We start from the raw sequence: 15,428 nt of genomic DNA, 5'->3' as shown, positions 1-15,428 counted from the left end.
GTCCCCCGAATCCCGGCTCATTTTTCCTATATACTCATGTTTTTATCAAACCAGTCACTGCGGCGTTCTCTCTTATAGTCTGTTTCTAACCGTAAAGAAATTTCTTCTTCGCGAAAAGATGTTTCACTAGCATAAACAACCACTGTAGCGGTTAACGAGTACGGCTCATATTCAAAGTCTTCTGATGACAAGTTACCTACTGACGCAATAACAGTTCTTGCTGTCGCATCAGGGTTTGAACGGTTCCTTGGATTTTTGATCTTTTTGCTTCCGGTATCAGGTAAAAAAAACTTCCTTTTACTCTTCTCGCCAACAATTTCTATATCCCTGATTTGAATTTCAACCAAATCATACTCATAAGGCATAGAAAGCATAAATTTCAAGTTATAAGGAGCACCAAAATCCGCAAACCTTTTGCCATCTTTCTCGTAATTTTCTCCATAGGTACCTTCTAGACTGACAATAAGTTCTCCACCCAATACATCGAGAGCCAAAGGTTTGTATTGATAAAGATTATACACTCTACAAGCAGTCATAAACGGAGTAACAACCAATAATATAATAAAAAACCTAAACTTATTTATAAACACGCCTTATGTCCTCAAACTATTCCGGCATGTTGCCGTATCTTTTGTAAGGGATAACATCCCTATAAAAGTGTGTTATAGGATTGTTTCCTCGATTTAGAGTACCCATGTTTAGGCTACCTAGAACATGAGTAAAAGTTCCATCTCCATTCGGTTGCAGTATTATCTCATATCGCCCATAACGATTAGACCAGTTTCTCTGATACCAACTTTCTTTATGCGCTACCTTACTGGTGAATTTCAGATTGTTTTCATTTCCTTCACCAATCCTATGGTACGCCGTCTCTGAAGCTGAGGCTTGCTTCATGCCATAGTCCCCTGCATTTTGCACTTCGTCGATCGTGAGATCATCCCTTCCATATAGACCTTCGTCTTTGAAGAACTGGTCATTCTCGGCATTTCGAGAGTAATGATCAGCCGCAGCGGGGTCCTCTTGATGGGAGGGTCAAATCTTGACTAATAGTATTTAAGCCGCACGATATTTTTATCCTTCTTCATTAGCGTCTTTAGCCGACCTATTGTTTGCGATACTGTCGAATGATTGCTGGTACCAAATTCTTTTCTGATTTCACTCAATGTTTGTGCGCAAAGTCTTGACATAACTTCATGGCTATCTAGCTCGATATACTTGCACTGGGACCGCGCAAGCCAATACTAACTATTAGTCAAGATTTGACCCTCTGTACTTAGTCAAGATTTGACCCTCTGTACTGACCCCTGTACTCTTGTCCTTATTTCTATTCTTTACTTTCGGGGTCATCATATCTCACATCAAACAAACATGGCGTAAGAGTGCTATTACGAATAAAAGATATAATGTCGTCTAGCTTTTTCTCCATAGCACTTGGAATAGCCTCCAAACTAAAAACATCACACGCTCCATACTCTAAGACTCCCCTATTTTTACGTATAAATAGAAAGTATTTTTTACCGATCTTAGTTAATCCATAATCAGAAAGCGATGCGACATTTATAATACCACCGACATCACCAAACCCCTTATAATTCTTCAAAATCAAGAACTCTTCTGTTTTTTTGAATTCGATACCTTTCCAAGAGCTGTAAATCTGATGCTCATCCAACTGACTTATCAAATATTCTCTATATTCACTGTATGGAATTCGCCCACCGACTTTTACAACAACATATATGCCTTCACTAGAATTCAAATAACTATTAACTGTTTCACGTGTATAAACAAGCTCATCAGAGTTTGAGCTAATACATACAAATAACAGAAAAAGCAATAAAAACCTATTCACAACATTGCACCTCGTAACATCCCCTTTGTTAATTTTATTTTGAAAATGATCCATTGATAGAAGACCAAGAGCCATTGCTGAAGATTAGTTTCTCGAACCTCCAGCTTCCACTGTAATTTCTGTAACCCCCAGCGCTGCTAAACGGTAATGAGTGAGCGCGCATATTGTACCCAGTAAGCCTGTCACCGGAAGCAAAGATATAAGCAGCGCTACCCCTTCCCCCCTCAAGGTATGCTGAATTCCAATCTCCAGAATGAATATCACCACCACCAGGATGTGTGTGCCAGACACTATCTCCCCCTCGATAGGAACCAAGATATACACCTCTAGCAGACGAAGAAGATCCCACTCCGACTTCTTTAATACTAAAAGTTTTTTGATCTATTACAGCCCAAATTTCTTTACCCGCTGCCTTCGCAAAATCCATTAGAGCTTCATCGTTATTTAAAGCTTCTGCCGCAGACTGTGGCGAGTCATATTTACCAGCCATGGTATCTGCGGCTAATTCATTTAACCTCTCCTGCGCACTTTTCGACACATCACCACACTTCCCAGGCAGTCCTTCACACCCCGCCATCTTATACTCATCTTCAGGCCCCTCCCCCGGACTGTGATTCCCCGCCTTCGGCGCACTCGCACTCAACGCCCACCTTAACCCCCCAAAGCCGCCCCCATCCACGCTCCATCGGCAAACTTCCCGCCACTGGCCTTGGCCGCAATACCACTGGTAATGGTCGAACTGGCAAGACTCACAATCTGTCCACCCAATTCACTCGTGACACTAAACGCTTTTGTCAGCGCGCTGGATATACCGCTGCCGATACCCTGCGTGATACCGCTACTCACCACCGCTACCGCCACCCTTCAAGGCATCCCCTACCGAGCCACCGTTGGCCAGGGTGATCGACGCATTGAGATACATCATACCCTCAAAGTACATCGGCAGGGCCCACGGGAAATAAACCGCCATCACCGCTCCCACCGCCGCCTGCAACCATGGCACCTTGCCCAGCATGCGACCCACACCCTGGATCACCGACTGCACCGCATTGCCAATGGCTTTGAAGGCTTTTTTGACAAGCTTGGCCGCTTTTGACAGCAGCGGCTTCAAGAAATAACCACTCGGGTCCGTATAGGACAGCGGGTTATTCTGCACGTAACTGTAACGATTGAGCGCCTGTAAATTGGTCCTGTCGTCAATAAACGGATCGGCACTGATAAAGCGTCCGATTTCCGCATCATAGACCCGACCGTTCATATGAATCAACCCCACCGCATCCAATTGCTCGTGGCCGGTAAAACCCTGATTGGTGATGGTCGAGGCCAGCGTCAGGGCGGGTATAGTCTGGTTGTTTTTCTGGAAACTCGTCAACTGCGGCCAACTACGGCCCAGAATCGCTTCCAATTCAGCTCGGCTCTTCGCGCGCCGCTTGCCCCAGGCATCGAAACTGAATTCTTCGACAATACCGCCGGTTTCGTCGGTGATAGTCGTCACTAGAAGTGGGGGTCAAATCTTGACTAATAGTATTTAGGTCCGCAACGATTTTTCTATCCTTCTTCATCAAAGTCTTTAGCCGAGCTATTGTCTGCGATACCGTCGAATAACTACCGACACCAAACTCTTTTCCAATTTCACTCAATGTCTGTCCACAAAGGTCTTGACATAACTTCATCGCTATCCAGCGTGGTATATTTGCCCTGGGACCGCGCCGGCCAATGATAATCGATGTTTTTTCACATCTATAATAGGCCGAAACAGCATCCACTACTGCCACGATCGACACCGGTTCCGCCAAACCTTTTCGCGATACTTCCCTCCAACTTACCACTTTCGCGCAAGCTTCTTCCCTGAATGCTTTCGACCCCAATATTACGGAAAATCCAGGCTTACCATGAGACTCCGGGATTTCTCTATCTGTACCTTCTTCAACATACTCACGATAAGCCTGCCCCGGCGGTGTCCCACCAATTTCCCCGTAGATTGGTTCGCGATACAGCCACTGCGGGCAAGTGCTGTTCGTCACATAGGTGCTATAACTCGACCAGGGGTAAGACAATAGGTTATCAACCAGAGGATTTCGGACTTCCAGCGGATTGCGGTGAATATAGCGACTAACCTGGAGCAGATACGCGCTGGCATCTACCAATATGGACTTGTAACGGCCTCGAAATAACGGGCCATCTTTCTGTTTAAGACGGTTGTAACGCTGAGTATATACGCCATTCACGTGGCGCATCGCACGGCTCAAATTTCCACGTGGTGTGTGAACCAGTAAGTGATAGTGATTGCTCATTAGACAGTAAGCCAGGATTTCCATACCAAATCGGCGGTGAGCTTCTGCAAGTCCTTGCAGAAAAGCTTGGTAATACTTGTCCCCGTCAAATACCTGCTTCCGATCCTGACCACGATTCATGACGTGGTAATACGCTCCCTGATATTCCACTCGCAACGGCCGAGCCATTTTGAAACCTCCTTGCTTCAAAACTTGAAGGGGGAGTCTAGCATGGCTTGCATTTCAGTACTAACTATTAGTCAAGACTTGACCCCCTGTGCTACATCCCATTCGAAGCTATGCAAATGTTCATCTCCCTTGAAAGATTAAAGAACCTACACACTACGCTCATTGCCATAAGTCCAACGCTAAAGCTAGGCTTTAAAAGCGTCGCGCTGCGTACTCAATCCGGTGAACTGTCCCCAGAACTCGCAGTTAGCCCCGCAAGAGCGGGGCTAAGCTTCCACTCTGATTATTTTAATTTATCTTTTTTAGCGCGTTATCAATTCCAACAAACATTTCTGGAAGGTTATCAACTCTGAGCTGGCTACCAGATTTTTCCCATAACTCGTAAAGCTCTTTCTTATTCAAATCACCACTAACAATCTCTGAGATAAAAGCTTTAAATTCATAGCGATCAGCTGGTGAAAGTCCTTGAGCAAACTCAATAACTCCAGAAAAAAAATCTGGATACATTGAAATAAAATCTTGATGTAAAAACATACCAAAAGAAATCCATACTTCGGGGATATTCATTATTTAATTCCTCGTTGGAAAAGCGGTATGAACATTAAAACCGCCACTAAAACTGTCATTCCTACGGATGACCACTCTTACACTATTACCCGTGCCGAAGTTAACTCTACCAGGCCGAAAAATGTTGCCTCCAGTTCTATAAGCAACTCTACCAGTGGTCGATCCGAAAGATTTATTTAGAACTAAAGTATTCTGGTCAGATTGCAAAAAAGTTGATATTTCGGCTTCATTTGTACTTAAAACAGATGACACAAGGTTATTGGCAGATTCTAGTGATGAGAACGAACTGGCTTCATTAAGCCCGATCTTTATGGGGCCAACTTTATAACTTTGGTTAATTCTTTTTAATAACTGCTGATCAGATTTGCCAACATGCTTTGCTATTGTATGAGAACCATTTACCCCTTCATGCTCGGTTAAATCAATCTTTCCATCTCCCTTTTGTGCACTTTTCGACACATCACCACACTTCCCAGGCACCCCTTCGCACCCTGCCATCTTATATTCATCTTCAGGCCCCTCCCCCGGACTGTGATTCCCCGCCTTCGGCGCACTCGCACTCAACGCCCAACTCAACCCTGCTAAAGCCGCCCCCATCCGCGCTCCATCAGCAAACTTCCCACCACTGGCCTTGGCCGCAATACCACTGGTAATGGTCGAACTGGCAAGACTCACAATCTGCCCACCCAATTCAGTCGTGACACTAAACGCTTTTGTCAGCGCACTCGATATACCGCCACCGATGCCCTGCGTGATACCGCCACTCACCACCGCTACCGCCATACCCTTCAAGGCATCCCCCACCGAGCCCCCGTTGGCCAGGGTGATTGAGGCGTTGAGATACATCATACCCTCAAAATACATCGGCAGACACCACTGGCAATAGACCGCCAACACCGCCCCCACCGCCGCCTGCAACCACGGCACCTTGCCCAACATGCGACCCACACCCTGGATCACCGACTGCACCGCATTGCCAATGGCCTTGAAGGTCTTTTTCACCAACTTGGCCACTTTTGATAACAAGGGCTTCAAAAAATACCCGCTCGGGTCCGTATAGGACAGCGGGTTATTCTGCACGTAACTGTAACGATTGAGCGCCTGTAAATTGGTCCTGTCGTCAATAAACGGGTCGGCACTGATAAAACGCCCGATCTCCGCATCATAGACCCGACCGTTCATATGGATCAACCCCACCGCATCCAACTGCTCATGGCCGGTAAACCCCTGATTGGTGATGGTCGAGACTAGCGTCAGGGCGGGTAGAGTCTGGTTGTTTTTCTCGAACCCCGTCAACTGCGGCCAACTACGACCCAGAATCGCCTCCAGTTCGGCTCGGCTCTTCGCCCGCCGCTTGCCCCAGGCGTCGAAGCTGAATTCCTCGACAATACTGCCGGTCTCGTCAGTAATGGTGGTCACGGACCCTAAATGGTCCTTGTGCAGATAGCGGGTTTTGCTAACTCCCGCGCTGCTGCCGGTGCGGTTTTCCAGCGTCAGTACCGCAAAACCGCCGATAAAGTGACGCTCTTCGGTTTTGTTAACCGTCGTGTCATTATCCTTGAACTGCACCTTCTCATAGAGACCACCGACATAGGTGTACTCGGAGACCTTGCCGCTGATGGTATCTTTACGAAAGTAACGATCACGGTCGGGGCCGTAAGTGATTTCAGTGACAGCCGAGCCCTTGGTAATACGCGTCGGTTTGTCGAAATGGGAATAGGTGATGGTGCGGCCATCACCACTGATCATATTGCCATTGGCATCGTAGCAATAGCTGGTGCTCTTGGCGCCACTGATGGCCGTCACGGCATGGGGGCCGGCCTGTACACCACTGCAAGTCCCGCCATAACTATAATTGCCCACGCCAGTCTTGCTGAGGATATTGCCGATGGCGTTATAGCCTACCGTCGTGGTGCGTGTCTCGTTGTAAGGCCCGCCCACATCGAAGTTGGCTTGACTGGTCGTTAGCCGGTTGAGACTGTCATAACTGAAGTCTTCGCGAAAGTAATTGCGGAAGTCTTCGCGATAGTCCAAGTTGCCGACTTTACTGAAGGTAAACTTCAGGTCCTGCACATCGAGCATGCCGCTGCCGGCGGTATGGCTGCGAATATCGGTCAGGCGGCCCGTGGTGTTTTCATAACCGCGCAACGTCTCCACACCGTTGCCGTAGACTTCATCGACCAGATTGCCCCGGGCATCCCACTGCCTGGCATCAAAATACAGAGCGTTGTTGGCCGCATTGCGCACCTGGACCACCGTACCCAGGCTACTGTGATAGATATTTTTGATTTGCAGGCGGTTGCTCGGGCCGGGATAGGTCGTAGTCAACGGGCGGCTGAAGCTGTCGTAACTGATGCCGACACTGTAGGTGCTGCCGTTGACGGTTTTGCGGGTCTCTATAGGACGCCCCAGGCTGTCGTAACTATGCGTCTCGACAAAACCGTTTTTGCCGTTGACCCGGTGCAGCTTGCCTTTTGCCGCGCCCGTCGCCGTATCATAGGTCCAGGTAGCCGTTTCGGGATTGCCGGTGTCGTTGGCACACTGCTGCGTAGCATCACTCGGCAGCCCCACGGCGCCAGACACACTACCGCTGTAATTATCGATACGCTTGGTCAGTCGGCCCAACAGGTCGTAAGCACTGCAACTGGCCACGCCCTTGGCATTGCGCTGGGTGATAAGTTCGCCCAGACCGTTGTAGGTGTAGGACCATACCCCTTTATCCGGATCATCCATACTGATTTTGCGACCCAGTTCATCGTAGGTGATCACGGTGGTATTGCCGGCGGGATCGATTACCCGGGTCATATTGCCATGGCTGTCGTGCTCGTAATCGACTTGGTTACTGTCGCTGTCCTGACTCTGGATAACCTGGCCCATGGCATTTTTCACCAGCACCTTGTGCTGGTTGACTCCGGTGACATCCATATGGGAGCTGACCGTCAACCCGTTGTAATCGACCGTATCCACTCGGCCGTCAGCCAGCGTGGTTTGGGTGGCACGACTCAGGATATCGTAACTCAACTGGCTCCAGTAGCGCGTCCCACCCTCAAAATAGGGTTCGGAGACCTTGGTGTTCTGCCCCAGGGTATTGTACTGATAGTCCGTGTACACAAACTTGGGCGTGCCGTTGAAGGTCTCGAGTCCGAGCACACCTTTGCGCAGTTCCCGCCCCAACGCGTCCAGGTAGACACGGCCTTCGGTACCACCTTGGGTGTACTCCAGGGTGTAGTAGACCGCGTTCACCGGGCAACTACTGTCACAATACCGATAGGCAGCCGTGGTGCTGATGGGTGTGCCGGAACCCCAGCCGCTGATCGTCTCCTGTACCCGCCCAAAGCCGTCGTATTTAAAAAGTGTGACGATACCATTGGCGTCGGTGACAGTTTTCACTTTTTCGGGGTAGGCGCCATCAAGGGTGCTGCCGGTTGTGTAGTAGGTACGCGAGCTTGCTTGGTTAATCGCGTTAGTCTGGGTGCTCAAGCGACCTCTGCCGTCGTAGGAAACACTATTGGTGCGACTGGCAAAATCAGGGCCACTCACAGTTACCGCCAGATTATGACCGAAGCCGTTTACCACCGTGGCTCCGCCGGCATCTACACCGTAGGCGGTCTCGTGCAGAATGTCGTCGCTGTCGGGGTGTCGAATCTGCTCGCGGGTTTTTCGACCGGTAGTGCCGTCGTAGAGCCAGGTGGAAACCTTGGCACGAGGCAACTGGCCCACAACATGGGTGTTGACGCGGGTGCGGGCGAGCTGGCCGATTAACCAGTTGCTACTGTCGTTGGTGTAGGTGTTGGCAGTGGTCGAGGTACGCAGCAAGACGTTTGATGCGTTGTAGAGTTTACTCTCCGTCGTCAACAGATTGCCGTAACCATCGTAACTGGGGTAGGTGTTGACCTCTTTGTGTAAAAACGCACCATTGAGATCGCGTTTAGTCACCGTGGTTTGGTTTAACCGGGTTTGATAGCGACGCGCAGCGCCAGAGCCGAACGGGGCTGTTTGCCAAGTATTGACGGTGTTACTGGTGACAATACTGCCAGGCGCTGTAGTGGTTAACTGTAACAACATACCCTGCAGACGCTCGTTATAGTCCTGGCTGAAAGTCGCCACCGAGGTGATACCTGTATCATCGTTGGTGGTGGTCATCTGCCGGAAGCCGAGAGTGCCCATACCGCGCAGGTGCACCTTCTTACCCGTGTAGCGGTAGCTGCTGCTGTTAACGCCGCCGATACCGTCGCTGGTCTCTACTTTCGACACCACGTATTGGGGGTTGCGCACGGACATGGCCGGGTAAGGTGAAACCGGATCTTTTGTGTAAACCGAGGCATCCGTTAGCCGTTTGTAGGTAAACCTCGTTTCAAAGCCAAAACCATTCGTAACTTTACTTAATGTCGTCGTCTTAGCCGTGGAACGCTTCATATAAACGTTGCCACCATGAATAGAGGCAATATCGGTAATACCGTCGCCGTCAAAATCGCCGAGTCTGACGCCTCCAGCGCCGCCCCACTCCCTACCACCCGTGCGTCTTTTACTGATAAAGCCGTTGCCTGTGGACAATTTCATTTCAATTGATGTAGGAGACAGGGCTTGATCTGTGGATGCGATATCCGTCATCCCGTCGCCATTAAAGTCCGCCGCCCAGGTCCACCCGGAGCCATCACCCCAGTTGTTCGGTACGGGCCAGGCCTCGTTCAAAAAGGTACGCCCGTTAGATATCTGTATAAAAACCTGTCCGCCATTGGCCGAGGCGATATCGCTTAAGCCGTCGCCATTGAAGTCCCCCACCCAGGTATAGGCTTCGCTGCCCCAGTTGCTGAACAAGGTCCACCGGTCGTATGTAAAGCCTGTGCCTGTAGACAAGCGCACATAGGTTTTCTCGTAGTAGCGCGACGCAATATCCATCATACCGTCGCCGTTAAAGTCGCCGACAAAATTCCAGCCGGCGCCGCCCCAGAGCCCTCCACCGCCCCAGTTTTGGGTGGTGAAACCCGTGCCGGTCGACAGGTGCACATACACCGTGCTGCCGTTATACGTGGCAATATCACTGCGTCCATCGCCGTTAAAATCGCCGACCCAGATGTTTCGGGTATCGCCCCAGACATTGGGCACGGTCCAGGTCTGGCTGGTGAAGCCGTTACCGGTGGACAGTTTCATATACACATTGCCGCGGTTGGCCGACGCAATATCGCTAAGTCCGTCGCCGTTAAAATCGCCGACCCAGGTGTTAGCGGCCGCACCCCAGGCATTGGCCACCGGCCAGGTCGCGCTGGTAAAACCCGTGCCCGTCGCTAGCTTCATATGCATAAGGCCGCTTTGTGCGGAGGCCAGGTCATCCATACCATCACCGTTAAAATCACCGACCTTGATATAACCGGCACCACCCCAAACATTGGACACCGGCCAGGTTCTGGCCGAAAAGTTGACCAGTCCGGCCGGGTCCACGGTAAACTGTGTCGGCGCCAGGCAGGTGGTACCGTCGGCAAGGCAATCGTCGAGGCGAGACAAATACGAGCGGCCACCCGAATCACCAAACGTAGAGTCGGTACTGTAGGTGAGTTTTTTGCGGGACACCATACTGCCATGGGCACGCAATTGAATTTCCGACAACAGTTTGTTGTTAAGGACCTTGCTCTCAGCAAAGTAGCCCCGACTGATGTCGACAGGGGCGCGTTCAGTGTAGACAAATGCAACGGAATGAATCGGTGCAACACCGAGATTGGCGTTACCAGTGTAGCTGATATCGGTAATGTAGTGTTCACCGGCGGTATTGTCGGTGTGGTAGGTGAAGCGGGCATAGTTGCTGTAGCGGTCGTGAATTTCATTGAGAGACCAGCCGTAGGCCGGGACGGGCGCAGCCTCGATCCCTGTCGTCCTCGCATCGGCGGTGGCGCCGTATTCCATGATAAGACCCGCTTTGGTCTTCATAACGAAGTATTCCGGCCTGCCGCCGATATCGCCGTAAGAAAAAATCTGTGAAAAACTTTCCCGCTGCGTCCGATATTCGGTGCCCGGCGCACCATAGGCACCGCTCACTGCCACCAACCGCTGCCCATCGAGGCAGAAAACCGCACTGGTAGCGATATAGCCATCGTCATGGAGATTGGTCGGACATACAGTGATGGCGGAAAGGCCGGATAAGCCCCATCCCTTGCCAACAATGCCGTCACCGCCATTGCTGTTATAAACCAGGGCCAGTTCAGGCTGCACGCCGGCGATACCCGGCGGCAGTGCGATGGGAACCTGGTAAGACGCGCTGCCGTCGTTGCCGACACTGTGGCTGCCGCCGATGGCGCCGACGTCGGGGTGGCCGACGACCGGGCCGCTGCCCGGGGTGCCGGGGGGTGTTGCGCGCACTAATACAGTGACCTGGTCTTCAGGGATAGGGCATATGTGTTCAAAACAAATAAGACTGTAGGTGTAAGAGCCTTCAGGTTTATCGGTAAATGTAAACGAATTACCGTGGCCGGAGTAAACAAATTGAAAGTTGCCGCTGTCATCTTGCTCAATCAATGTATACCGGAAGCCGGCCGGATTGTTCCAGCTTACCGTATAGTTACCGTCACTGGTCGCTGGCGCCGATAAATTAGCACTTAAGTCTATGTTAGCCTGCACCGCCCGTACACTCGCCAGCACACCTAATGTTGTCATCAACAACAAAAGTAGCATACGCGAAAAAATGAAATAAAACAGCACTAAAGAAGATCTGGAAGATAGCATGGCGTAAATTCCTTTTGTTGTCATTGTTAACGAAAAGCAAGTGTTATCACTAACGTAGGCAGCCGACTACTTACACATCCAGCGCTTTAGATAATATTCACCCTCTCCAAAAACTGTCAACAATTATTAATAAAAAATACCAGCCTATAGGATTTTTTTACTATGCATACTGTGCCCTGCAAAGACGATACTATAGTTGCTCAACACAACATTATATGAATCAAAAATTACAACTTGGCTAGACTTAGAAATCACTAAATCCCGAAACTCTGCCGTGTTAATAAGCTGGGCAGACTTAACGATAAACCTGAATTTCGTCTAAGTTTACAAAGTCAAATTAATAACGAAAAATTTTAAAATAAGAAATTCTCACAAACTTTACTCACAGTTTTCCTATAAGCTCAACGGCCTTTTTCAATATAATGTTATCCCACCCCAGGAAAATTTCATAAAAATCAAGCAGCTATGTGCAGCACACAAAACACCAACAGTAATATGGCGAACATCTTTAAATAACTAAGAAAAAACCGCCAAAATACATAGCTTGAAAGTCAAAACTTTTTGTTCACACTAAAGCCAAAGATCCGTGGTTCCAAAGTGAAGACATTTGCAGTAAGTCCGGTATCGTCACTGTTTGTAAAAAAATCAGTAATTGGCGCATCGTCGAAAAGATTCTTGATATAGAGTTGCATCTGTAGCTGTGAAAGCGGATGCGTAAGCGTCACTGCTGCATTTAGATTATCCCAGCCTTCCAGCTTATCGTAGGCAGAATTATAGACCCGTGCATAGCTATCGGACTGACGGTAGTAGTCGGCGCGCAACTTTAATTCCCAGTCGCTAAGTTGGAAAATATGTTGCAAGCCCAAATTAAAAGTAAAGTTAGGCGAATTTGGCAATTCGTTTCCACTAAGATTGGCTGCGAAACCGCGGCCTGCATTGGGCGCTTCAGTCAGCGGATTGTAGATAAAGCCGAATGTCTCGTACCAGCGTAAGCCCGACTCGATTTCCGGGGTAAAGGAACCCCAACGCGCCGTACCTGCACACAATGACGCCAAGGCAAGTTCGACAAGTCTGTCATGAACGGGCTCGAGAGCAATAACCCGCTCAACAGCTTGCACTGGCGCGATACAATTGGACGGCACTTGCACATGCGGGCGCACAAGCATCCAGTTTTCATTGCCCTGGGTTCGATTCATTACGTCGATTGATTCTTCGCCTTTACCAATGCGGGTATCGAGATACCCCATATTAAGATCAATGCGGGAATTAGGTGTCGGTCGCCACGCGGTCTCGATTTCCAGCCCCCAGCTCTCAGCGTCAAAATTTTCGTTAAACGAAATACGATCAACGATTTGCGAAACCTGATAATCCCGGTAGTTATAGTAAAAGGCCGTGGCATTGAAGATTAGTGAGCCATCATTGAGACTGTTCTTGGCACCGATCTCGATAGCATTGACAAATTCCGGTTTAAACGTCTCACCCAACGGCTGAAACTGCACTACACGCGGATCAATATCGACCCTCGGAGAATTGGAACCGCCACCTTTGTAACCGTGGGCAAAAGAGAAGTAAACCAGCGTTTCGTCCGTAAACGGCGTTTCGGTTTGCCAATCGATGACAAATCGTCCGGTAAATCGGTTCCAGTTCTGCTTGATATCGGGCTGGGCTGGATACCCTCGACTGACCCGTCCGCCACTTCCGTCCCCGGTCTGTGTTCCACCCGCTTGCGAGCCCAGCAGCAACTGACTGGGAATCGGGGTTGCTACCTTCTCGTCCTGGGTATAGCGCAGGCCGGCGGTGATTTTTACACGCTCTGCAATTTGCCAATAGCTTTCACCAAACACAGCCCAGGATTTGGTCCGCGCCTGGTTTCTGCTGAGAAAGTAATTGTGGCCTTGTTCGTCTAGTTGACCAAGCGGGTTGGGGTCGACATAGACACATTCTCGCTGTTCATCGATATCACAATTACGGGTCTCCATAAAAGGCGAATCGCCATCTTCACGGTTATACACGTATTCGGCAATGAAGGTAAACGTATTGTTGAAAACATAATAATCGTCCTGCGACTTAAAATTGAAATAGTTGGCGCCGAGACCGAAATTGAACTCACTATCGAAGGACGACTGCAAGCGAAACTTCTGGCTCCACTGCTCGCTGTCCGACTGACTGATATCGACCGAAAGCACACCTCTGGACGGGCCGAGTTGCGGATCGGTATAAACGCCTCCCGGTGTCGGCGGATTGGGATTGCCCAGATCGCCCAGGGAATTAAATAAGCCTGTAGAATCGGTGAAATTAGAAGCGGAAACAAAGCGGTTATAATCCTGCGAGGAGTAGTAGTCATCGCTGGCATAAGTAGATTGTGAAAAGAACTCCAGACTGTCACCTAGCAACACCTTCAGATTGAGCTGGAACAAATCGTTTTCAGCGTGAAACACGGGATCATAGCTGGTTTCAATCTCGCGCAGGTCTCTCGATTGCTTCACCCCGAAATAGGGGTCGTCGCCGGGTTCGATGATAAAGGCGAAGGAGCCGTCTTCACGAAAGCCCACAGGAGATAAAAAGGTCGAGAACCATATATTGGCAAAGCCGGCAGCATTGGGCGCGCCAAACGCCTCGCTGTCATAGAGTGAGCCCGGCAGACAACCCTGGCTGAGACGTGCGCGCAACATGGGGGTGGCAACCATTGTGTCGCCGACCATCTCGGGACCGGGGTCGCGGGTGCAAAGCTGCTTGCCGGTGCGCGAACGGCGGTCGTCTTCGTTAAAGTGCTGCCAAATAAAATTGGCACTCAACCCATCGCTCGGCTCCCATCGGACGATGGTACGGGTCGAGTAGAGGTCGCGATCATTAATATCGTTGTTGGTAAACGTATTGGTGTCGATGCCGTCACGTTTAGTCAGGACACCGGAAAAGCGCATCGACAAAGTATCGGTGACCGGTAGATTGAGGTTGCCGCTGAGACGCCGGGTGTTGAAGTTGCCTACTTCAGCTTCGATTTCTCCACCGAGATTCGGCTCCGGCAACACCGGTATTGCGTTGACTACACCACCCGTGGCATTGCGACCGTAGAGGGTACCCTGAGGTCCGCGCAGCACCTCAACTCGCTGAACGTCAAAGAATTCCTGTTCGAACAACCGATTGCGGATCAGAGGCGTATTGTTAAAACTGACGGCCACCGCCGGGTCTGTACCGGCAGATATCGCTTTAGTGCCAATACCGCGAATGGAAAAGTTATAGGTGCTGAAGTTGCTTTTAGAAAATGACACATTCGGCACCGCCCGCAGCAACTCTTCACCACGCTCAATCTTGAAATTATCCAAGCCCTCGCCGGAGAAAGCCGAGACGGCGATCGGCACATCCTGAATGCCCTCCTCTTTCTTTTGTGCGGTGACGACAACTTCTTCCAGCGCCAAAGCCCGATTATCCTTCCCACCGCCTTGGTCCTGCGCTACTGCTCTTTGCGCAGCACTGCTCCCCACTGGAAAGCCAGCCAAAGATGCTAATATTTTACTACTAGTATTTACACTACCCCCTCCCTCATCCGCGTTGACAGCGCTATCGTCAACGCGAATCGCGACAACGCCCTGATTTGAGAGACCTCCCGACAATCCGGAACCTTTCAGTAGAATTGCCAAGGCACGTTCAAGTGTGTATCGACCATCGACAGTGCTCGCTCGTCGAGATTCCGCCACATCGTAAGGAAATAAAAACATAACGCCGGTTTGATCAGCCAAGATGTTTAACGCTTTGGCTGCATTCATTGCCGGTATGTTGATATCGTAGAGCTGTTTTTTCGAATCGCTTGCGGGAGCATCTGCTGATTCAGATATTTC

Annotated in this window: 9 protein-coding genes; all 9 read right to left on the bottom strand. The window is 49.9% G+C overall.

The genetic code is table 11. The features are described from left to right. Window positions 1-26 precede the first annotated feature (26 nt). The 9 genes from FKG94_RS12860 to FKG94_RS12820 all read right to left on the bottom strand — a co-directional run bounded on the left by FKG94_RS12860 (window position 27) and on the right by FKG94_RS12820 (window position 15,356). Window positions 27-590 (bottom strand): hypothetical protein, encoded by a 564-nt coding sequence (locus FKG94_RS12860; protein WP_142904736.1) that lies wholly within the window; start codon window positions 588-590, stop codon window positions 27-29. A gap of 734 nt (window positions 591-1,324) precedes the next feature. Next, window positions 1,325-1,849: a hypothetical protein gene (locus FKG94_RS12855; protein ID WP_142904735.1), complete on the bottom strand. Its 525-nt coding sequence runs from the start codon at window positions 1,847-1,849 to the stop codon at window positions 1,325-1,327. Window positions 1,850-1,883: 34 nt separating this feature from the next. Continuing rightward, on the bottom strand, window positions 1,884-2,387 hold the full coding sequence (locus tag FKG94_RS12850) for a hypothetical protein (RefSeq protein WP_142904734.1): 504 nt from the start codon (window positions 2,385-2,387) through the stop codon (window positions 1,884-1,886). A gap of 113 nt (window positions 2,388-2,500) precedes the next feature. Continuing rightward, entirely contained in the window at window positions 2,501-2,695 is a 195-nt protein-coding gene (locus tag FKG94_RS12845) for a hypothetical protein (protein WP_142904733.1), read from the bottom strand. Further along, window positions 2,688-3,344, bottom strand: a complete 657-nt coding sequence (locus FKG94_RS12840) for an RHS repeat domain-containing protein (protein WP_142904732.1) — start codon at window positions 3,342-3,344, stop codon at window positions 2,688-2,690. The genes FKG94_RS12845 and FKG94_RS12840 overlap by 8 nt, the downstream gene beginning before the upstream one ends. Continuing rightward, window positions 3,256-4,311 (bottom strand): transposase, encoded by a 1,056-nt coding sequence (locus tag FKG94_RS12835; protein WP_142904731.1) that lies wholly within the window; start codon window positions 4,309-4,311, stop codon window positions 3,256-3,258. Before FKG94_RS12835 ends, FKG94_RS12840 begins: the two co-directional genes overlap by 89 nt. A gap of 288 nt (window positions 4,312-4,599) precedes the next feature. After that, complete coding sequence (locus FKG94_RS12830) at window positions 4,600-4,878, bottom strand: hypothetical protein (RefSeq protein WP_142904730.1); 279 nt, start codon at window positions 4,876-4,878, stop codon at window positions 4,600-4,602. A gap of 3 nt (window positions 4,879-4,881) precedes the next feature. Beyond that, entirely contained in the window at window positions 4,882-11,523 is a 6,642-nt protein-coding gene (locus tag FKG94_RS12825; RefSeq protein WP_179957628.1) for an FG-GAP-like repeat-containing protein, read from the bottom strand. Between the two features lie 620 nt (window positions 11,524-12,143). Continuing rightward, a complete protein-coding gene (locus FKG94_RS12820; RefSeq protein WP_246125123.1) occupies window positions 12,144-15,356 on the bottom strand; it encodes a TonB-dependent receptor in 3,213 nt (1,070 codons plus the stop codon). Between the last annotated feature and the right edge of the window lie 72 nt (window positions 15,357-15,428).

The sequence above is a fragment of the Exilibacterium tricleocarpae genome (assembly GCF_007004655.1).
GTDB classification, from domain to species: Bacteria; Pseudomonadota; Gammaproteobacteria; order Pseudomonadales; family Cellvibrionaceae; genus Exilibacterium; species Exilibacterium tricleocarpae.
Note: the sequence above shows the minus strand (reverse complement) of the source record. Positions and strands in the feature narration are given on the sequence as shown.